Annotated in this window: 17 protein-coding genes; 8 read left to right on the top strand and 9 right to left on the bottom strand. The window is 65.8% G+C overall.

Features of this window, described 5'->3' with window-relative positions; all coding sequences use genetic code 11:
• Positions 1-138 precede the first annotated feature (138 nt).
• Positions 139-1,524, bottom strand: a complete 1,386-nt coding sequence (locus CO669_RS22540) for a tetratricopeptide repeat protein (RefSeq protein WP_097662130.1) — start codon at positions 1,522-1,524, stop codon at positions 139-141.
• An 89-nt stretch (positions 1,525-1,613) separates the two neighbouring features.
• Positions 1,614-2,378, bottom strand: a complete 765-nt coding sequence (locus tag CO669_RS22535; RefSeq protein ID WP_097662129.1) for a tetratricopeptide repeat protein — start codon at positions 2,376-2,378, stop codon at positions 1,614-1,616.
• A gap of 93 nt (positions 2,379-2,471) precedes the next feature.
• Here CO669_RS22535 and CO669_RS22530 point away from each other — a divergent pair, with 93 nt between their 5' ends.
• Positions 2,472-4,049: a cation:proton antiporter gene (locus tag CO669_RS22530; protein ID WP_097662128.1), complete on the top strand. Its 1,578-nt coding sequence runs from the start codon at positions 2,472-2,474 to the stop codon at positions 4,047-4,049.
• 105 nt (positions 4,050-4,154) lie between these two features.
• A complete protein-coding gene (locus CO669_RS22525; RefSeq protein WP_097662127.1) occupies positions 4,155-4,925 on the top strand; it encodes a hypothetical protein in 771 nt (256 codons plus the stop codon).
• Between the two features lie 103 nt (positions 4,926-5,028).
• On the opposite strand, the gene CO669_RS22520 is transcribed toward CO669_RS22525, so the two are convergent.
• The 5 genes from CO669_RS22520 to CO669_RS22500 all read right to left on the bottom strand — a co-directional run bounded on the left by CO669_RS22520 (position 5,029) and on the right by CO669_RS22500 (position 10,227).
• The gene (locus CO669_RS22520; protein WP_097662126.1) at positions 5,029-5,835 is read right to left on the bottom strand and encodes an SDR family NAD(P)-dependent oxidoreductase; all 807 of its coding nucleotides are present in this window, start codon (positions 5,833-5,835) and stop codon (positions 5,029-5,031) included.
• A gap of 92 nt (positions 5,836-5,927) precedes the next feature.
• On the bottom strand, positions 5,928-6,341 hold the full coding sequence (locus CO669_RS22515; protein ID WP_097662125.1) for a DUF1850 domain-containing protein: 414 nt from the start codon (positions 6,339-6,341) through the stop codon (positions 5,928-5,930).
• Positions 6,302-8,422 carry a TRAP transporter permease gene (locus CO669_RS22510; RefSeq protein WP_198964194.1) on the bottom strand — a complete coding sequence of 707 codons (2,121 nt, stop codon included), beginning with the start codon at positions 8,420-8,422 and terminating at the stop codon, positions 6,302-6,304. The genes CO669_RS22515 and CO669_RS22510 overlap by 40 nt, the downstream gene beginning before the upstream one ends.
• Positions 8,423-8,608: 186 nt before the next feature.
• Positions 8,609-9,556 (bottom strand): TAXI family TRAP transporter solute-binding subunit, encoded by a 948-nt coding sequence (locus CO669_RS22505; protein ID WP_097662124.1) that lies wholly within the window; start codon positions 9,554-9,556, stop codon positions 8,609-8,611.
• Positions 9,557-9,747: 191 nt separating this feature from the next.
• The gene (locus CO669_RS22500; RefSeq protein ID WP_198964193.1) at positions 9,748-10,227 is read right to left on the bottom strand and encodes a hypothetical protein; all 480 of its coding nucleotides are present in this window, start codon (positions 10,225-10,227) and stop codon (positions 9,748-9,750) included.
• A gap of 194 nt (positions 10,228-10,421) precedes the next feature.
• Between CO669_RS22500 and CO669_RS22495 the strand changes: the two genes are divergently transcribed.
• Entirely contained in the window at positions 10,422-10,739 is a 318-nt protein-coding gene (locus tag CO669_RS22495) for a hypothetical protein (protein WP_097662122.1), read from the top strand.
• Between the two features lie 157 nt (positions 10,740-10,896).
• Here CO669_RS22495 and CO669_RS22490 read toward each other — a convergent pair whose 3' ends face one another.
• Together CO669_RS22490 and CO669_RS22485 are read right to left on the bottom strand one after the other, a co-directional pair.
• Positions 10,897-12,111, bottom strand: coding sequence for a hypothetical protein (locus tag CO669_RS22490; protein WP_097662121.1), 1,215 nt, complete (start codon positions 12,109-12,111; stop codon positions 10,897-10,899).
• A 53-nt stretch (positions 12,112-12,164) separates the two neighbouring features.
• The gene (locus CO669_RS22485) at positions 12,165-12,791 is read right to left on the bottom strand and encodes an NUDIX hydrolase (protein WP_198964192.1); all 627 of its coding nucleotides are present in this window, start codon (positions 12,789-12,791) and stop codon (positions 12,165-12,167) included.
• Positions 12,792-12,862: 71 nt separating this feature from the next.
• Here CO669_RS22485 and CO669_RS22480 point away from each other — a divergent pair, with 71 nt between their 5' ends.
• The 5 genes from CO669_RS22480 (at position 12,863) to CO669_RS22460 (ending at position 18,573) form a co-directional block, all read left to right on the top strand.
• Positions 12,863-13,288, top strand: coding sequence for a PaaI family thioesterase (locus CO669_RS22480; protein ID WP_198964191.1), 426 nt, complete (start codon positions 12,863-12,865; stop codon positions 13,286-13,288).
• A gap of 163 nt (positions 13,289-13,451) precedes the next feature.
• Positions 13,452-14,462: an aldo/keto reductase gene (locus tag CO669_RS22475; protein ID WP_097662205.1), complete on the top strand. Its 1,011-nt coding sequence runs from the start codon at positions 13,452-13,454 to the stop codon at positions 14,460-14,462.
• A gap of 15 nt (positions 14,463-14,477) precedes the next feature.
• Complete coding sequence (locus CO669_RS22470; protein ID WP_097662118.1) at positions 14,478-15,791, top strand: tetratricopeptide repeat protein; 1,314 nt, start codon at positions 14,478-14,480, stop codon at positions 15,789-15,791.
• Positions 15,792-15,994: 203 nt separating this feature from the next.
• Positions 15,995-16,573 (top strand): hypothetical protein, encoded by a 579-nt coding sequence (locus CO669_RS22465; protein WP_097662204.1) that lies wholly within the window; start codon positions 15,995-15,997, stop codon positions 16,571-16,573.
• 149 nt (positions 16,574-16,722) lie between these two features.
• Positions 16,723-18,573, top strand: coding sequence for a sensor histidine kinase (locus tag CO669_RS22460; RefSeq protein WP_097662117.1), 1,851 nt, complete (start codon positions 16,723-16,725; stop codon positions 18,571-18,573).
• Positions 18,574-18,582: the final 9 nt, after the last annotated feature.

Genomic DNA, 18,582 nt, shown 5'->3' with positions numbered 1-18,582 from the left:
CAGGACAGGCGCCCCGCCATGACCAGGATCAATTGCCGGCCTTGTTTGGGGCTATTTTCCCGGGAACGGGCTGCGGTTCAAGCTGAAAAGGATGCACCCTTTCCTTCTCCCCTTGCTTGCGGGGAGAAGGTCGGGGCCTCAGCTCTCCATCGCATTCAGCTTCTGCAGGCGCTCCTGCATGATCTTCTTCAGATCATAGCCGGGACGGCCGAAGCTCGCGTTGCGGAGGCTGAGGAAATCGCGCTGGGCCCTGCGCAGATCGGCGGCGGCACGCTTGTTCGCCGCCTTCAGCACGCGCTCATAGGTCTCGGCGATCTGGCGGTCGAGCACGCCGAGCTGCGGATCGGCGCAGATCACCTTCTCGACCTCGCGCCTGGCGGTCGCGCATGCGAAGGACGGACCATTGCCGGACGCCGCATTCAGCGCCCGCGGCGGCTCGGTGCCGAACTTCGCGATCTCGGCCATCATGACGCGGCGGCCGCTGGCGGCATTGTCGTTGGCGGGATCGAGCCGCAGGGCCGTCTCGTAATCGGCCAGGGCCTTGGCACGCTCGCCCATCTTCTTGTAGAGCACGGCGCGGTTGTTGTAGGTCTTCGCGAAGCTCGGATCGAGCTTGAGCGCGGCGTCATAGTCGCTCAAGGCAGCGCCGAGCTCGCCCTTGAACTGGTAGGAATCGCCGCGGTTGGTCAGGAAGTTCGCGCGCTGCTCGCGCCGGATCGCCTGGTCGTAATCGGCGATGGCCTTGTCGTATTCGCCCATCGCGGCATAGGCGAGGCCGCGATTGTCGTAATATTCCGGCTGCTTCGGATCCAGCCTGATCGCCTCGCCATTGTCGGCGACCGACTTGTCGTACTGGCCGAGCTTCTTCCAGGCCGCGCCGCGGTTGGAATAGGTGCGGGCCCGGTCGGGATCGAGCCGCAAGGCCTCGTCGAAATTCCTGATCGCCTTTTCGTTGTCGCCGCCGAGATAATAGGTCGCGCCGCGATCGGACCAGGCCTGGGCATGATCGGGCTTCAGCTTGATCGCCTGGTCGTAGTCGGCGAGCGCGCGGTCGAGCCGGCGCTGATTGGTGTAGACGACCCCGCGCAGCGCGTAGGCTTCCGCATCGGCAGGATCGAGCTCGATCGCCTTGCTGAGGTCGGCCGCGGCGCGGTTGAGATCGCCGCCGGCCTCGCGCAAGAGGTCGCCGCGCAGTCGCCAGGCCTTTGCGTTCCTGCCGTCGAGTGCAATGGCGCGGTCGATGTCCCGCAGGGCTTGCGTGAGGCCGCCCGAGATGCGCGCATTGGCGTCGGCCCGGACCAGCAGCGCCGCAGTGCGATCAGCCGTCACGTTCGAGGTCTGGTCGATGATGGCGCTGCAGGCCGTGATCAGCTCGGAGGGAGCCGCCTTGCTGCCCATCACGCAATCGGTCTCGGCGAAGGCGGAAGTTGCGAGGGCGAAGCTCATGGCCGCGCTGGCGAGAACGATCCGCAGCGATGTCTTGGTCCGCGGCGGGATTTGCGCGGAAAAATGCATACCGCACATGACAGACTGCTCCGTGACGTCAGGTTTTCACCATTGTCGCGGCGGGATTGGGATGGGTTCAAATCGCCTCCCTCCCGGAGCGGCGCCCCTCAATACCCGTCGACCCCGTTGATCTGTTGCAGCCGGTCCTGCATCGCCTTCTTCAGGTCATAGCCAGGCCGGCCATATCCGGCATTCCTGCGCGCGATGAAATCGTCCTGCTCGCGCTGGATCTTGCCGGCCTCCGCCGGGCTTTGCGCCTCGCGAAGGACGCGCAAATGCGATCCGTAGATATCGCGATCGAGATCGGCGAGCTCGCGATTGGCGCAGATCGCCTTCTCCACCGCACGGCGTGCGCGCGCGCAATTGAAGCTGGGCTTGCCCGCGACCGCCATCTGCGCGCCGATCCGCTCGATCTCGCGCGCCATCGCCTTGTGATTGGCCTTGGCCTTCTCGTGGTTCGGATCGATCTTCAGCGCCGCGCCGAAATCCTGCACCGCCTTGGGCTTGTCGCCCTTCCTCAGCCAGAGCTCGCCGCGCGCGTTGAAGATGTCGGCGAGGGTGGGATCGAGCGACAGGACGCGGCTGTCGTCGGCGATGGCGCGGTCGACCTGTTCGTGCCGGGCATAGAGCGCCGCGCGCGCGACCAGCACCTTGATCAGATCGCCCTTTGCCGTCTTCTCATTGTCGATAACCGCGGCACACGCCGTGGCGGCCTTGTCCATGTCGTCGGCTGCGGCCGCCGCCAGGCATGGCGCGACGTCGACCTGTATCACCGCGGCCGGCTCTCCCCCGGTCGCAGCCTGGGCGGCGCCAAGCGAGAGTGCGCACAGCAGCACGGCACCTGACAATTGAATGAGTTTTTGAAAACGCATGTTCGTTGCAGTCGGACGTCTTGCTTTCGGGCTCGTCTTACGTTTTGCCTCGGGACCTTGCTATCCATCATACGGCCGGATTGGTGCTAGCTTGTGGCGCCGCTCATACCGGTTTCGGGGATCATCGTGTCGACATTCGAATGGATCATCGTGCTTCTGCTCGGCGCCGTTGGCTTATCGGCGCTGGCGCGGCGGATCAAGGTCCCCTATCCGACCTTTCTCGCCATCGGCGGCGCGCTGATCGCCTTCGTGCCGTCGAGCCCGTCCTGGACGCTGGAGCCCGACCTGGCGCTGGCCCTTTTTGTCGCACCGGTCCTGCTCGATGCCGCGTTCGACACTTCGCTGCGCGATCTGCGCAACAATTGGGTTCCCGTCTCGACCCTGGTCGTCGCCGCGGTCGGCCTGACCACGGCCGGCGTCGCCTTCGTCGCGCACCGGCTGATGCCCGACATGCCCTGGGCCGCCGCGGTTGCGCTCGGCGCCATCGTGGCGCCGCCGGATGCGGCCGCCGCGGTCGCGATCCTGAGCCAGGTCAAGCTGCCCCATCGCATGGTGAAGGTGCTGGAGGGCGAAAGCCTGCTCAACGACGCCAGCGCACTGCTGATCTATCGCATCGCGGTCGGCGCGGTCGCGGCTGAGCACCTGACATGGAGCCAGGTCGCGCCGACCATGGCGCTCGCCCTGGTCGGCAGCGTCGTCGCCGGCCTGCTCGCGGGCCGCATCATTCCGCTGTTGATGGAGCGGGTGAGGGAAGCCCCGAGCGCGATCATCGTGCAATTCGCCACCACCTTCATGGTCTGGATCGGCGCCGAGCATCTCGGCCTCTCCGGCATTCTCACCATCGTGGTCTATGCCATGACCATGGCGCGCTCGGCGGGCTTGCGTATGCCGGCACGGCTGCGGGTGCCGTCCTATGCGGTCTGGGAGACGATGGTGTTCGTTCTCAACGTGCTCGCCTTCATGCTGATCGGCATGCAGATGCGGCCGATCTGGACGCGGCTGGACGCGGACGTGCGCTGGGAATATTGCGTGGCCGCGGCCTGGATCCTGCTCACCGTGGTGCTGGTCCGGCTGCTCTGGGTGACGTTCTATCGCACGATCTTGCGTATGCTGGTCGCGCAGGGGTTCTATCATCCGAAGGACCCCAGGGCCGTCGCCTCGCCCAAGGGCGGCCTCATCATCTCCTGGTGCGGCATGCGCGGTCTCGTCACGCTCGCCACCGCTTTCGCGCTGCCGGAGAATTTTCCCTATCGCGACTTCATCGTCTTCATCGCCTTTGCCGTGGTGCTGGGATCGCTGGTGATCCAGGGCCTGACGCTGCGGCCGCTGATCCTGGCGTTCGGCCTCAAGGACGACGATCCCGTCGGCACCGAGGTCGCGCACGCACGCGCGGTGGCCTATCGCGCCGCGCTGGATGCGATCGAGAGCGATCCGTCGGAAGAGGCCGAGATCCTGCGGCTCGAATATCGCGCCATCCTGATGCAGGCCGAGAGCGATCCCAGGGGCGGCATCGCCAACGGCGAATTGCCCGCCGATCCGCTGCGCCGCCGCGCCATCGAGGCCGCGCGCAAATCGATCATCGCACTCCGCGCCACCGAGGTGATCGGCGACGATGCCTTCCACCGGATCGAAGAGGAGCTCGATCGCGCAGAATTGAGCGCGGGGGGATGAGGCAACAATTTCTCTGTCGTCCCGGACAAGCGCGCCCTCAGGCGCGCGCCGATCCGGAACGAAAATGGCGTTGAACCAACCGCCACTTTTCCAGACTCACTCCTGATGACGACCCTGACCGACGACCGTCGTGTACGCGCGCGTGATGCGTCGCCTGCACGATATTTTTATCTTCACATGGCCCTGGCCTGCGCGGCTACGGCTTTTCTCGGCTTCGCACCGACCTATTGGGTGCCGCTCGCTCACCGGACGTTGTCCGCAAGCCCGGTGATTCATTTTCACGGATTTTTGTTCTTCACCTGGTCGCTCTATTTCGTGCTGCAGACATGGCTCGCGGCCTCCGGCCGCGTGGTCAATCACCGCTCGCTCGGCATTGCCGGCGTGTCGCTCGCGACCGCGATGACGATCTTCGGCTTCCTCGCCTCCGTGCACGTGATGCAGCATTCCGCTGCACTCGGGCAGCGCGAGGCCGGCATCGGCTTCTCGATCGTGCCGATGAGCGGGATCGCGTTCTTCGCCATCGTGTTCGTGCTGGCGATCGCGAACACGCGCAAGCCCGAGATTCACAAGCGGCTGATGCTGCTCGCGGCGGTCTCGATCCTCGACGCCGCGATCGCGCGCTGGTTCCTGACCTTCCTCGCCCCTCCCGGACCGCCCGGCCCGCCGCCGGTGCCGGTGACGATCGCGCCGGCCGTCGTCGCCTCGCTGCTGCTCGTCGTCGCCATGGTGCGCGACTGGCGCACCGAGGGCCGCGTGCACCCGGTCTACATCACCGGCACGCTCGCGCTGCTGGCGGTGAAGGTGCTGAACTGGCCGATCAGCGAGAGCGCGGCGTGGCATTCGTTCGCCGGCGGGATCTTGGCGCTGGCGCAGTAGGCGGCTCGACATTCAGCTGCCGTCCCGGACAAGCGAAGCCCCAGACAACGCACAGCGTTGACTGGGGCAAAGCGCCGATCCGGGACGACAGCGGAGATTGAAGCTACGCCCCCGCCTTGCACGTGATCCCGCCGTCCACCACGAGCTCGATCCCCGTCACATATTTCGACTCGTCCGAGGCCAGGAACAGCGCGGCGTTGGCGACGTCGAAGGCATCGCCCATGTGGCCCATCGGCACCTGCGCGTCGCGCGCGCGCCACATCGCTTCCACATCGCCCTTGGCATAGCTGGCGGCGAGGCCGGCGGAATGCTCCACCATCGGCGTCTTCATCAGGCCGGGCAGGATCGCATTCACGCGGACATGATGGCGCGCGAACTCGATCGCAGTCGTGCGCGTCATCTGGTTCATTGCTGCCTTCGAGGTGCCGTAGGTGACGTAGGAGATGCCCATGTGGCGGATCGAGGCGATCGAGGAGATGTTGATGATCGAGCCGCCGCCCTGCTTCACCATGACGGGGATGACGTGCTTCATGGCGAAATAGGCGCTCTTGAGGTTGACCGAGAACACGCGGTCCCAGCTCTCCTCGGTGACCTCGACCACGCTGCCCATCTCGGCGATGCCGACATTGTTGTCGAGCACGTCGATGCGGCCATAGGCCTTCAGGCATGCCGCGACCATCGCCTCGATCTCGGCGGGCCGCGCGACGTCGGCCGTGAACGCCGTGGCCTTGCCGCCTTCGCCGGTGATGATCTTCGCGGTCTCCTCGGCCGCGGCCCCGTTGCGGTCGACGCAGAACACCTGCGCGCCCTCGCGCGCAAAGGTCACCGCGGTCGCCTTGCCGTTGCCCCAGCCCGGACCGATCGAGCCGGCCCCCACCACCATCGCAACCTTGCCCCTGAGCCGATCCATCGCGTGTCTCCTTGTTGTTGTTCTTGTAGCCTGGATGGAGCGTAAGCGTAATCCGGGGCCACCGTCCCGGATTGCGCTGCGCTCCATCCGGGCTACGGATCGTTGCAGATCTTCATCGTCGTCACGTTAGCACCAATGGGATGTCCGACAATCTCCGACAGCGTCCGGCACTTCCCGTCATGGCACAGCCGCCATTCCCCGGCCGCGCCCGAATTGCCCAGCACGACGTCCTGCATCGGCGCACGCGCGGGCTGCCATTGAAACCAGCCGTCCACCAGCCGCGCCTCCGGCGGCGGCTCCATGCCGGGGCCGGTGCCCTTGACGCGGGCCTGCACGAGCTCGAGACCCGCGGGTGTGACGCGCCAATCCTCCTGCCAGTCGACCTTGGCGATCGAATGCGTCCACACCAGCGTGAACGCGGACAGCGCCAGCGCCTTTACGCCGAACGCCGTTGCGAAGCAGAAGCTCACACCGCCTCGACAGGCGCCGGCGGACGTTGCCGCCATTGCCACAGCACGATCGCCGCGGCGAGCACGAAGCCCGCGGTGTCGCTGAACTGGAAATCGCCGAGCAGGCAGAACGCGGCACCGAGCGCGACCAGGCGCTCGATCAGCGTCAGCCGCGTGAACAGGAAGCCGATCGCGACCATCCCGAACAAGCTGATCGCCACCAAGGCCTTGAGCGTTGCGAGCGCCACCGCACCGTAGAAGCCGAGCTTGGCCGCCATGGGATCGCCGGCCTGAAGCATCAGGGCCGGCGAATAGACGAAGATGAAGGGAATGACGTAACCGGCAAGCGCAATGCGCATCGCCTCCCAGCCGATCTTGTCCGGATTCTCCTTCGCGATCGGCGCCGCCGCGAGCGCGGCCAGCGCGACCGGCGGCGAGAGATCGGCCATGATGCCGTAATAGAACGCGAACATGTGGCTCGCGATCAGGGGTACGCCGAGTTTCGCCAGCGCCGGCGCTGCGAGCGCGGCGGTGATGATGTAGGTCGGAATGGTCGGAATGCCGGTGCCGAGCAGGATCGACAGCAGCATGGTCATGATCAGCGCCAGGAACAGGCTCTTCTCGCCGAGCCCGATCACCCAGCCGCCGAAAATGGTGCCGACGCCGGTCTGCGACATCATGCCGATGATGACGCCGACGATGGCGCAGGCCATGCCGACGGTGATGGCGGATTTGGCGCTCTCGGCCAGTGCGTCGCGGCACTCGCGCAAGGCCTTGAACCCGCCACGCACGAAGGCGGCAATCAAGATCAGCCCGACGACGACGCTCGCGACCGGCACGATCTTGAGGCCGTCACGCGACAGCGCGGCGACGATCAATGCAAGTCCGACCCAGAAGATGATGCGGATCACGTTCGAGGAGGCGCCCGTCGTGATGGCGGTGCCGAGGATCAAGGCCACGGTCAGGGCGAGGCCCATGCTGCCGGCATAGAGCGGCGTGAACCCCTCGAACAGCATGTAGACCAGCGCAGCGAGCGGCAGCACGAGGTACCAGCGCGTCACCAGCGCCTTCCAGGCGCTCGGAATCTCCGAACGCTTCATGCCGACGAGGCCGTGCTTGCCGGCTTCCAGATGCACCATCCAGAAGGCCGACGCGAAATAGAGGATCGCGGGGATCGCCGCCGCCTTGACGATCTCCGAATATTGCACGCCGAGCGTCTCGGCCATGATGAAGGCGACCGCGCCCATCACCGGCGGCATGATCTGCCCGCCCATCGAGGCCGTGGCCTCGACGCCGGCGGCGAACGCGCGGCGATAGCCGAACCGGATCATCAAGGGAATCGTGAACTGGCCGACGGTGACGACATTGGCGACACCGGAGCCGGAGATCGTGCCCATCATGCCCGAGGCGAACACCGCGACCTTGGCAGGTCCGCCGCGGGTCCTGCCGAACAGACCAAGAGACACATCGGTGAACAGCTGGATCATGCCGGCGCGCTCCAGGAACGAGCCGAACAATATGAACAGGAAGATATAGGTCGCCGAGACGTAGATCGGCACGCCGTAGAAGCCTTCGGTGCCGAACGACAGATGCGTGACGATCTGGTCGAAATCATAGCCGCGATGATTCAGGGGCGACGGCAGATATTGCCCGAAGAACCAATAGACGAGGCAGGCCCCGCACATCAGCGGCAGCGCCGCCCCCATCAGGCGCCGTGTGCCCTCGAAGATCAGCACCGGCAGCAACGTGCCGACCACGAGATCGAGCCGCGTCGGATCGCCGTCGCGGGCGATCAGATCGGCGTAGAAAATCCACTGGTAGAGCCCGCAGAAGAAGCCGGCAGCACCGATCGCCCAGCCGAGCGCGCGGCCGGCATTGCTCCTCGCGGTGAAGTTGGCGATCAGGCCGAAGGTGAGCAGGACCAGGAAGCCGACATGGACGCCGCGCACCACCTGGCTCGGCAGATAGTTGAAGGCGGCGACGTAGAGCTGGAAGGTGGCAAAGGCGATGCCGATCCAATAGGCGAGCGCGCCCCAGCCGCGCGGGCCGAAGCCTTCCGGGAAGCCGTGCTCGAAATTGTCGAACTCGACCTTGATCTTGTCGGGCGCAGGCGCCGTACCCTCTGCCTTTTCCAGCATGTCAACCCATCCCCAATCGTCGAGCGCTTATAGCATTGGCACGGTCCACCCGCGCCGTCATGCCCGGGCTTGTCCCGGGCATCCACGATCTTTCGCCTGCTCCTAGAACGTGGATGGCCGGGACATCTGTGCGAAGACGCGCTTCGCGCTAATGCCCGGCCATGACGTTCGATGACGAGAGCCGACCTACTTGATCAGCCCTTTTTCCTTGTAATAGCGGATCGCGCCGGGGTGCAGCGGAACCGGGCTGCCGGTGGCGGCGGTCTCCAGCTTGATCTCCTTGCCGGCCGCGTGCGCATTCTGCAGTTCCGGCAGCGACTCGTAGACCAGCTTGGTCATCTGATAGGCGAGATCGTCCGACACGGCGGAGCTCGTGACGAGATAGTTGATCACGGCCGCGGTCGGCACGTCCTTGTCCTGGCCGGTATAGGTGTTGGCCGGAATGATCGCGGAGACGAAGGGCGGGCCGATCTTGTCGACGGTCTCCTTCGGCACCGACACCACCGTGATCGGGCTCGAGGTCGAGAGGTCCTTGAGCGAGGCGACGCCGAGGCCGGCAGATTGCAGCGTCGCCGCGAGCTGGCGGTTCTTCATGAGGTCGACGGATTCGGCGAACGGCAGATATTCGACCTTGCCGAGGTCCTTGTAGCTCATGCCGGCGGCGGCCAGGATCGCGCGCGAGTTCAGCTCCGTGCCCGATTTCGGCGCACCGACCGAGAGGCTCTTGCCCTTGAGATCGGCCAGCGTCTTGATGCCGGACTCGGTGGTGGCGACGATCTGGATGTAGTTCGGGTAGATCGCACCGATGGTGCGGAGCTTGTCGAGCTTGGTCTTGAAGCCCGCTTCCTCCTCGCCGTCCCAGGCCGCTTTCAGCGAATCGCCCAGCGTGAACGCCAGCTCGCCACGGCCCTGCTGCAGCAGGATCAAATTCTCGACCGACGCCTTGGTGGCCTGCACCTGCGTCTTCACGTTCGGAATCTTGTCGCCGTAGATCTTTCCGATCGCGACGCCGAGCGGATAATAGACGCCCGAGGTGCCACCGGTCAGCACGTTGATGAAGGATTGCGCCTGCGCGCAAGGTGCCGACGCCGCCAGAGCAAGTGCCGCGGCCGCGCCGAAAATGGTCCGTTTCATGGTTGTTGTTCTCCCCAAACCGGCGGCGAAATTGGCCGGATGAGGGATGCGGGTCAACCCATCCAATAGACAAAACAGAACTGCGGGAAATGGCCGTTCCGGCTCGATTATTCGGGAACCCGGCGGCTGCGGCGACGTGGCGCAGTCGGATCTGAAGCACGTCCGGACATCGGGTCGGACGCGCCAGCCGTTTACTGGAACGTCATGTCCAGGCACTTGGAGATATCGGAGCCGAGGCCCGAGGAGATGGTGATGCAGCCGCGCACCTTCTGCGCGGTCACGTCGGCGGCCCAGATCGAATAGCCGCCGGGCCCGAAGAACGAGTTGGTGTTCGGCGGCTCGGTCTCGGTGGCGTCGAAATCGTAATGGCCGTCGGTCTCGAAGATGCGCGGCTTCTTGGTGCAGCCGCCATCGGTCTGGACGTTGATGACTTCCTTGTTGTCGCGGGTCAGCGCCAGCGAAACCTGGCAGCGGAAATATTCCGAGGTCCTGGTGTTGAAGAGATAGGTGTAGGACTTGCAGGTCGCCGTGTTCAGCTTGCCCGGGGCAAGGCCGCGGCTGCACGAAATGCGCTGGTTGTGGCTGAGCTGGTAGTCATCGGCCCGAGCGGCCGGCGCCAGCGCCGTCAACGACAATGCAGCAGCCCAGCAGAGTTTAATCACGTGGCGCATCCGAATCATCCCTACCAATAATTTTGTCGAGTTGCGTTCTAGACGGAAAGCGGAACATAGTCGCGAGGGGACGCGGGGAAAATCACAAACTGCTGGGCAAGACGTGATGCGCTGCGGCGCTTTCTCAAATTGACCCGGACGCACCGTTCGTGATTTGTTCAAGGCCGGTGCCCCGCCGGCGGGGAGGATGGATCATGGAATTTTCAACGAAGACATTTGCACCTGTTTCGATTGCCCTCGTCACGCTGCTCGGCGGCCTCGCCGGGCCCGCTGCCGCGCAAGCGCCGGCAACGCCGTGGGAGCTGAAGCCCGACACCGGCTACGCCTATGACAAGGACGGCAAGACCTTTTCCTACAAGATGGGCACCAGCAACGCCGGCGAGCTGCTGAAGGGCGCCAAGAAGGTCCCGCGGGGCACGCTGTTCTTCATCGGCCACAACGGCCAGCTCTACATGCGCAGCGGCCCGTATCTGGAAGGCGACGGCAAGTTCAAGTTCGGGCCGGATCAGTAGGGACAGCGCCGTAGCTGGAGCACTCTCGGTGTCATCACCCGCGAAAGCGGGTGATCCAGTATTCCAGAGGCCGCGGTGATTGAATCGAGAGGCCGCGGCGTACTGGATGCCCCGGTCGAGCCGGGGCATGACAGCGGAGGATGTGGCAGGCGATGAGCTAGAACGCCGCCGCCAATTCCCTTGCGCCGGGTTTGGCGCTGTTCGAATCCATCCGGTCGTCCGTCACCGCCAGCAGCTTGGCCACCGTGTTATGGCGGATCGCGACCGGGTTGCGCTCATAGCCGCCGCGCTGGAAGAAGTTCGAGGTCGGCACCTGCTCGCGCATCGCCTGCGGCATCGTCACCATGTCGAGCCCGGTGCCGTCGCCGGTGAGGTTCATCATCTCGAGCTCGGCCGCGGTGAGCGGACGGGTGTAGCCCTTGGCGCGGGCGAACAGCACCGAGGTGAGCAGCTTGTGGGTCTGCAGCATCGGACCGACATCGATGTCGAGCACCATCGCGTGCATGGCCCAGCCCTGCGCGGTGTTGCCGATCTTCTCGTGCTCCGACCAGGTGTCGGGCACGGACTTGGCATGCGTCACCATCTTCTTGAGAACAGCGAGCTTGTGCTCGAGCGCCTGCCGCGGCGGCCCCGATGAGCGCGCCACCTTGTCGGCGAGCGCGCGAATGAGCTCGTGGCCCTGCTCGGCCAGCAGCTCGACGCTGTTGGTGGTCAGGAGCTGGTTGTAGCCCATCGCGGTCGAGATCGCGCGCTTGCCGCCGTGCTCGATGCCCGCCTGCACGTCGTGGCTGCCGGTGCCGCCGGTCTCGAACGAATAAACCCGCACCGCCTGATCGCGCGTCAGCCCGGAGGCGAGCGCGTAGCGTGCATAGGCGCGCTTGAACTCGACCTCGCTGGAGGGGCGCTGTGGCGTGAACTGGTAGAGCTCCTGCGCCGCGCGCAGGAAGTCGGCGACCACGGGGATCGGCTTCCTGGCAGGCCGGTCCGGCGTTTCCTCCGGCTCCGGATTCACCGGCTTCTTCGGCCCGTTATAGAGCGGCGGATGCTCCAGCACGTAGTCGTCGAGCGTGATCTGCTGCCCGCTGCGCCGCTTGGCGTTGCGGCCTTTCCGCTTCTCCGAGATCTGGCTCCAATAGGCGCCGGCCTCGGCGTCGAAGGCCGCGCGCGCCGCCTGGTACTCTGCGAGCTTGCGGCGATATTCGAGCACGGCCGGCGACGCGCCGCCTTGCGCGAAAAACTGCGACAGCAGCTGGGCGTTGGCATTGCGGACGGCCGGCGGCAGCGCGTCGGCCTCGCCGCCGCGCGCGGACGGCGCGAGCAGGACGAGCGCGAGTGGAACCAGCGCCAATTTGTTTCGAATCGATCGATGCATGCCGCCCTCTTAGCAGGCATCCGGTAACCGTCACGTTAACGCGCCGTTTACCATCACTTCCAGGCGAATACAGGCTGTTCCAGCTCGGTGACGCGGGTCTGCCGCCCCGCCAGCACCTCGCGGAACTGGTAGATCAAGGCCGCCGTCGGCGCGTGGATCAGGCTCATCTGGTGATGGAAGCGGATCACCCGGCGGGCGCTTTCGGGGATCGCGGTGAAATCGAAGGCCTCGTCGCGCTCGATCGTGTCGAGCGCGATGCGATGGACCGAGGCGACCTCGTCCGGATTCGGCTTGATCGCGGCACTGTCGGCCGCCCACACCACGACCGGCGTGATCAGATGGCCGGAGCGGGTCGGATAATCGTCGAGCAGGCCGAGCACCGCGTCGGCCGAAAGTTTGAGCGCGAGCTCTTCGTCCAGCTCGCGCAGCGCCGCTTCGATTGGTGTCTCGCCGGCATCGCAGCGTCCGCCGGGCAGCGCCCATTGTCCGCGATGCGAACGCAAGCTCGATGCGCGCCTTGTGAGCAGGAACGCCGTGTCGTCACCGTCGCTGGATTCGGTCAGCGCCAGCACCACCGCCGCGCGCTTCAGCGCCGACGGCTCGGCCGCGTCAGGCAGCCGCGCGAAGGAGGCGCAGGCGGCTTCGATATTCCGTCTGGTGGCATCGCCGAAAGGTCTCATGATGCTTGACTACACCAGGACCGCATCTGATGAAACGAGGAGAGAGACGCGTTGGAGGGATGTACGGAGCGATGACGAGCAAGGCCGCCGCAAGGCTCAAATCAGAGGGCTGGAGCATCCTCGAGACCACCGGCTTCATGCACCTCGTCGGCCCGCTGTGGGAGCGCAAGGTCGACGGTCATTACGAGTTCGCGCTCGCGACCGAAGACAAGCACCACAACCGCCGCGGCATGGTCCAGGGCGGCGTGATGATGACCTTCGCCGACCGCACCTGCGGCATGACCGCCCGCTACACCTCCGGCAAGGAATACATGGCGACCGTGCAGCTCGACACCCATTTCGTCGAGGCCGGCCAGATCGGCGACATCCTGATCTCCCGCCCCCGCGTGGTCCGCTCGACCCGCAGCCTGATCTTCATGAGCACGGAAGTGACGGTGGACAACCGCTGCATCGTGATGGCGAACGGCGTGTTCAAGATTCTGAAGGGGCCGGGATAGCTCTGCTCAGCGAGAACGCCACTGTTGCTCACCGCACACTCCGCTGTCGTCGCCCGGCTTGACACCGAGCGTGCCGACGCAGCTCTGGATTGCTTCGCTGCGCTCGCAATGACGGAACTGGGCGGCTATGATTGCACCAGCCAAAAGCAGCGAGGATCCGCCCATGCAATACCGTCAGCTCGGCCGCAGCGGCCTGAAAGTGTCGCCGATCTGCCTGGGCAGCATGATGTTCGGCGGGCCGACCGATGAAGCCGCATCAAAGCGCATCATCGACAAGGCGCGCGGCGCCGGCATCAACTTCATCGACACGGCGGACGCCTATTCCAAGGGTGCATCCGAACAGGTCGTCGGCCGCGCCATCGCCAGCGATCGCAATGCCTGGGTGCTCGCGACCAAGCTCGCCAATCCCATGGGGAATGACCCCAATCGCGTCGGCCTGTCGCGGCGCTGGGTGCTGCAGGCGGCGGACGAGAGCCTGAAGCGGCTCGGCACCGATCACATCGACATCTACTATCTGCACAAGGAAGACCACGCGACGCCGCTGGAGGAGACGGTGCGCGCGATGGGCGACCTGATCCGCGCGGGCAAGGTGCGCTATTTCGGCGTCTCCAACTACCGTGCCTGGCGCGTCGCCGAGATCTGCAACATCTGCGACCGGCTCGGCATCGACCGACCCGCGGTGAGCCAGCCCTATTACAACGCCATGAACCGCATGCCCGAGGTCGAGCACTTCCCGGCCTGCTCCTATTACGGCCTCGGCATCGTGCCCTACAGCCCGCTGGCGCGCGGCGTGCTCACCGGCAAGTACAAGCCGGACGCCGTCCCCGACAAGGAGACGCGCGCCGGCCGCAACGATACCCGCATGATGCAGACCGAATGGCGGCCGGAATCGCTCCAGCTCGCGCAGGAGATCAAGATCCACGCCGAGAAGAAGGGCATCACGGCCGGCCAGTTCGCGGTGGCCTGGGTGCTCAACTCCGCTTTCGTCTCCTCGATCGTTGCCGGCCCGCGCACAGAGGAGCAGTGGGACGGGTACATCAGCGCGCTCGACTATCGCTTCACCGGAGATGACGAGGCGCTGATCGACCGCCTGGTCGTGCCGGGTCATCCCTCGACCCCGGGCTACAACGACCCCGCCTACCCGATCGAGGGCCGCCGCGCGCGGACGGCCTGAAGTTCGGAGACGACGATGCCGCTCGAAGACCGCTACGGCCTGCCGCTCTCAACCACCTCTCACGACGCTGCGGCGGCCTATCGCGAAGGCGTCGACCTCATGCTTGCGGGCTGGACCGGCATGGCGGAGATGCTCGAGCGCGCCATTGCCGCCGACCCTGACTTCGCGCTTCCCCACATCGCCCGCGCCCGCGTGCACGCCTTCTATCAGCAGGGCGACCTCGCCAGGGGCAAGGCAGCGCTCGCGCGCGAGCTGGTCGCCAAGCGCGGCACGGAGCGTGAGCGCTCGCATGTCGAGACGCTGGCGCTTGCGATCGAGGGCCGGCTGCCAGACGCGATCACATCGACTCTGAAGCATATCGAGAGCTGGCCGCGCGACGCGTTGGTGCTGTCGCTGCCGCTCGGCGCGTTCGGCCTGTTCGCCTTCTCCGGCATGGCCGACCACGACCGCGCGCGGCACGAATTGTGCGAGCGCATGGCGCAGCATTACGGCGAGGACTGGTGGTTCCTCACCATGGCCGGCTGGGCCATGACCGAGAATGGCGACGTCGCGCGCGGCCGCGCCGTCACCGAACGCGGCTTCGACCTCCGCCGGGCCAATGCCCACGCCGCGCACGCCGTGCTGCATGCGATGTTCGAGGATGGCTCGATCGAGGCGGCCGACCGTCTCGTCGAGGCGTGGATTCCCTCTTACGGCCGCGCCGGCATCTTGCACGGCCATATCCGCTGGCATCAGGCGCTCGGCGCGCTCGAGCACGGCGACGCGGCCCGCGCGCTCGCGATCTATGCCGACGTACTCCAGCCCACGGCGACGCAGGCGCCGCCGCTCAACGTCGTCACCGACGCCGCCTCGCTGCTGTGGCGGCTGTCGGCGTATGGCCATGCCGTGCCGAAGGCGCTCTGGCTCGAGGCCGACGCCAGCGCGCAAAAACTGTTTCCGAAGTCGAGCCTGTCCTTTGCCGACGTCCACATGGCGCTGTTCGCCGCGGCGACGCAAAACCACGCGGCGCTCGGCGCGCGCCTCGCGGCCATCGATCAGCGGCTGGCCGAGGGCAAGCTGCCGGCAGGCCCCGTGGTGCCGGCGATCTTCCGCGCGCTCGCGGCCTTCGCCGACGAGGACTACGCGGCATGCGCGCAAATGCTCGCGCCTGTCCTCGCCGAGGTCGTGCGGATCGGCGGCAGCCACGCCCAGCGCGAGCTGATCGAGGACACCTACATCGTCGCTCTCATGCGCGGTGGCGAGCTGTCCCACGCCCGGGCCCTGCTGGACGCGCGCCTGCACCGCCGCCCGTCCTTGCGCGACAGCCGCTGGCAGGCGGCGATGGGCTGATTCCGCCACGAAAAAAACACCGGCCTGACGGCAAGTGCCGGCCGGACGGATGGGGCGATTTGGGCGAATCGCCGTCGGGGTGTGGCGCGGTGGTATTCCAGACGGGTCTTGCAGAACAAACGGGATCGCAACCAATTTGCGGTTCGATGGTTATGGTGCGGGACTTTTCCGCCACCACGGCCCTCTGGCACGCGAGCCTGACGATGCGCCTCCGCCGACCGGTCCTCGCCGCCTTGGTCCTGGCCTTGGCAAGTCCTTGTTTTGCCGAAACTTCCAAACCGATCCCGGTCAACAATCCGCCGGCGCAGCAGACTGCCTTCATCGACCTGCTCGCGCTGATGTCCGGCCACTGCAAGACATTCAAGGTCGCCGGCCGCTCCTTCGCCTGCAAGACGGTGGCCTACGCCCATGGCGACAAGGGCCGGGTCAACTTCGCAGTCGCGGTCGACGATCCCTCTGACGCCAATCACGTCGTGTCGTTCTCCGGCGAGAACGGCAAGCGCGCCGACGACAATTCCTACGAGCTGCCGATCGACCGCATGCTGCTCAACTCCAAGGACCGCCCCAAGGTCGACGGCCTGCCGGTGCCGGCCGAGCAGGTATCCACTGGCCTCTGCCGCCAGACTGGAAACTTCGCTGCCAGGAAGGTGAACGACGTGACCTGCTCGGCGACCGACAACGAAGGCCGTCAATATGAACTGCTGTTCGTCTCCGACGGCACGCCGGTGAGCGTGCGCCGCATCCGGCAATCGTCACCCTCGATCCAGGATCCGTTCAAGTAGCGGCACTTCGTCTCGCTCTGCTTCGCCGGTCGTGCGAACGCGCATCCTTCCGTTTGAAACTCCAGTTCCGGCTTGTATGCTCTTGCGTGCGTCCTCATGGAGGAGGCGCGATTGCAACTGGAGGCGGGGCTGACGGTCCAGCAACGCGTATGATCACCGCCCTCGTGCGCATCCTGATCGTTTGCCTGCTCGCGAGCCTGTCGCGTGAATGCATCGCGGCAGACGACAAGCGGCATCGTTCGATCCTGGTCCTGGAGGAAGCCGATTTTCGCTCGCCCTTCTATTCCGAGATCTTTGCCGGCATCCGCGCCGCCGCGAAGCAGAGCGGCACCAGCCACACGGTGACCTACGGCGAGAGCCTCGATCTCACCCGCTTTCCGGGACCCGACTACGAAGAGAGTCTGGTCGGCCACCTCAAGACCAAATATGCGCAGCGCCCGATCGACGTCATCGTTTCGATCGGCGTCGCATCGGCGAAATTCCTGCAGAAGCGCAAGCAGGAGATCTGGCCCGCCGCGCCCGTCGTCTACGGCTTCGTGCCCGATCTGCCCGAGACGCGCGCGCTGTTCCTGCCCAATACGACGGCGGTCTTCGCACGGGTGAGACCGGCGCAGCTGCTGGCCGCAGCCCGCGCCGTCGTTCCCGACCTGAACCGTGTCGTCCTCGTCGGCGAGGCCTGGAAGAATCCGCTGACCTACGGCGTGTGGAAGCAGGATTTTGCGGCCGCAATGCCCGACCTCGAAGTCACCGATCTGTCCGGCGCGGTGCTGCGCGAGGTCCGCGATCGCGTTGCCGCCTTGCCTGCCCGCTCGGCGATCCTGACCTCGGCGATGTATTCCGACGGCGAAGGCACCTATTATTCCCCGGCCTCGGCGCTCGCACGCATCGCCGAGCGTGCCAACCGCCCGATCATCATCACGTCCGATACGTTTCTCGGGCGGTCGGGTGTGGGCGGCTTCCTGCTGCTGCCCGAGCTGATCGGACGGGAAGCCGGCGAAGTGGCGATGCGGATCCTCGACGGCGAAACGCCGTCGAGCATCGTGCCTTTCGGCGGGGACAACGTGAAGCCGATCTTCGACTGGCGGGAGCTGAAACGCTGGAATGTGGACGAAGCCAATCTGCCGTCCGGCAGCGAGGTGCGTTTCCGTGCGCCGACCTTCTGGGAGCAATATCACTGGCACGCCACCGCCGTCGCGAGCGTCGTTCTGATGCAGGCGCTGATGATCGCCGTTCTGCTGCGCGAGCGCCGCCTGCGCTTCGTGGCCGAGGTCGAGGCGCGTCAGCGCATGTCGGAGCTCGCCCACCTCAATCGCCGCGCCACCGCGGGCGAGATGTCCACCTCGCTCGCCCACGAGCTGAATCAGCCACTCGCCGCCATCCTGATCAATGCCGAAACGGCCCAGCAGCTCTTGCGCAATCCGGCGCCCGACCTCGGAGAGATCGAGGACATATTGGAGCACATTCGGCGGGACGATCAGCGGGCCGCCGAGATCATCAGCCGGCTACGCTCGTTTCTGAAGCGGGACCCGACCGAACGGCGCGAGCTCGACCTCAATGCGATCGTCGGCGAGGTGTTTCGTTTCCTCTCCGTGCAGGCCTTGACGCACGATGTCGAACTCGTGACGGAGCCCTCGCCTGCGGAGATCCGCGTCAAGGGCGACAAGGTTCAGCTGCAACAGGCGATTCTGAACCTCGTCGTGAACGGTATCGATGCCGTGGCCCATCTTCCGGACAAGCGGCGCCGCGTCGTCGGCCGAACCAGCCTCGCCGACGGCAATGTGGCCCTCGTCTCCGTCGCCGATGCCGGCGACGGCATCCTCGCGGAGAAGGTGACGGAGATCTTCAGGCCGTTCTTCACGACCAAGGCGCAAGGCATGGGCATCGGCCTGTCGATCGCCCATACCATCGTCGAGGCGCATGGCGGCCGCATCTGGGCCGAGAACGCGCCGTCAGGGGGCGCCGTCTTTCACGTCAGCCTGCCTCTGGCGGCGTCGCGGTAGCTCCTATCG

Origin of the sequence: Bradyrhizobium sp. Y36, from assembly GCF_002531575.1 — a bacterium.
In the GTDB taxonomy this organism is placed as follows: Bacteria; Pseudomonadota; Alphaproteobacteria; order Rhizobiales; family Xanthobacteraceae; genus Bradyrhizobium.
The sequence above is the reverse complement of the archived record's forward strand: the minus strand, read 5'-3'. Positions and strand labels throughout refer to the sequence as shown.

What these genes read in the sequence shown, in the direction of transcription:
- CO669_RS22490 (WP_097662121.1), bottom strand. Translation starts at nt 12,111, where the DNA reads ATGCATCGATCGATTCGAAACAAATTGGCGCTGGTTCCACTCGCGCTC.
- CO669_RS22540 (WP_097662130.1), bottom strand. Translation starts at nt 1,524, where the DNA reads ATGTGCGGTATGCATTTTTCCGCGCAAATCCCGCCGCGGACCAAGACA.
- CO669_RS22495 (WP_097662122.1), top strand. Translation starts at nt 10,422, where the DNA reads ATGGAATTTTCAACGAAGACATTTGCACCTGTTTCGATTGCCCTCGTC.
- CO669_RS22520 (WP_097662126.1), bottom strand. Translation starts at nt 5,835, where the DNA reads ATGGATCGGCTCAGGGGCAAGGTTGCGATGGTGGTGGGGGCCGGCTCG.
- CO669_RS22525 (WP_097662127.1), top strand. Translation starts at nt 4,155, where the DNA reads ATGACGACCCTGACCGACGACCGTCGTGTACGCGCGCGTGATGCGTCG.
- CO669_RS22460 (WP_097662117.1), top strand. Translation starts at nt 16,723, where the DNA reads ATGATCACCGCCCTCGTGCGCATCCTGATCGTTTGCCTGCTCGCGAGC.
- CO669_RS22535 (WP_097662129.1), bottom strand. Translation starts at nt 2,378, where the DNA reads ATGCGTTTTCAAAAACTCATTCAATTGTCAGGTGCCGTGCTGCTGTGC.
- CO669_RS22480 (WP_198964191.1), top strand. Translation starts at nt 12,863, where the DNA reads ATGACGAGCAAGGCCGCCGCAAGGCTCAAATCAGAGGGCTGGAGCATC.
- CO669_RS22515 (WP_097662125.1), bottom strand. Translation starts at nt 6,341, where the DNA reads ATGGCGGCAACGTCCGCCGGCGCCTGTCGAGGCGGTGTGAGCTTCTGC.
- CO669_RS22470 (WP_097662118.1), top strand. Translation starts at nt 14,478, where the DNA reads ATGCCGCTCGAAGACCGCTACGGCCTGCCGCTCTCAACCACCTCTCAC.
- CO669_RS22485 (WP_198964192.1), bottom strand. Translation starts at nt 12,791, where the DNA reads ATGAGACCTTTCGGCGATGCCACCAGACGGAATATCGAAGCCGCCTGC.
- CO669_RS22505 (WP_097662124.1), bottom strand. Translation starts at nt 9,556, where the DNA reads ATGAAACGGACCATTTTCGGCGCGGCCGCGGCACTTGCTCTGGCGGCG.
- CO669_RS22475 (WP_097662205.1), top strand. Translation starts at nt 13,452, where the DNA reads ATGCAATACCGTCAGCTCGGCCGCAGCGGCCTGAAAGTGTCGCCGATC.
- CO669_RS22510 (WP_198964194.1), bottom strand. Translation starts at nt 8,422, where the DNA reads ATGCTGGAAAAGGCAGAGGGTACGGCGCCTGCGCCCGACAAGATCAAG.
- CO669_RS22500 (WP_198964193.1), bottom strand. Translation starts at nt 10,227, where the DNA reads ATGCGCCACGTGATTAAACTCTGCTGGGCTGCTGCATTGTCGTTGACG.
- CO669_RS22465 (WP_097662204.1), top strand. Translation starts at nt 15,995, where the DNA reads ATGCGCCTCCGCCGACCGGTCCTCGCCGCCTTGGTCCTGGCCTTGGCA.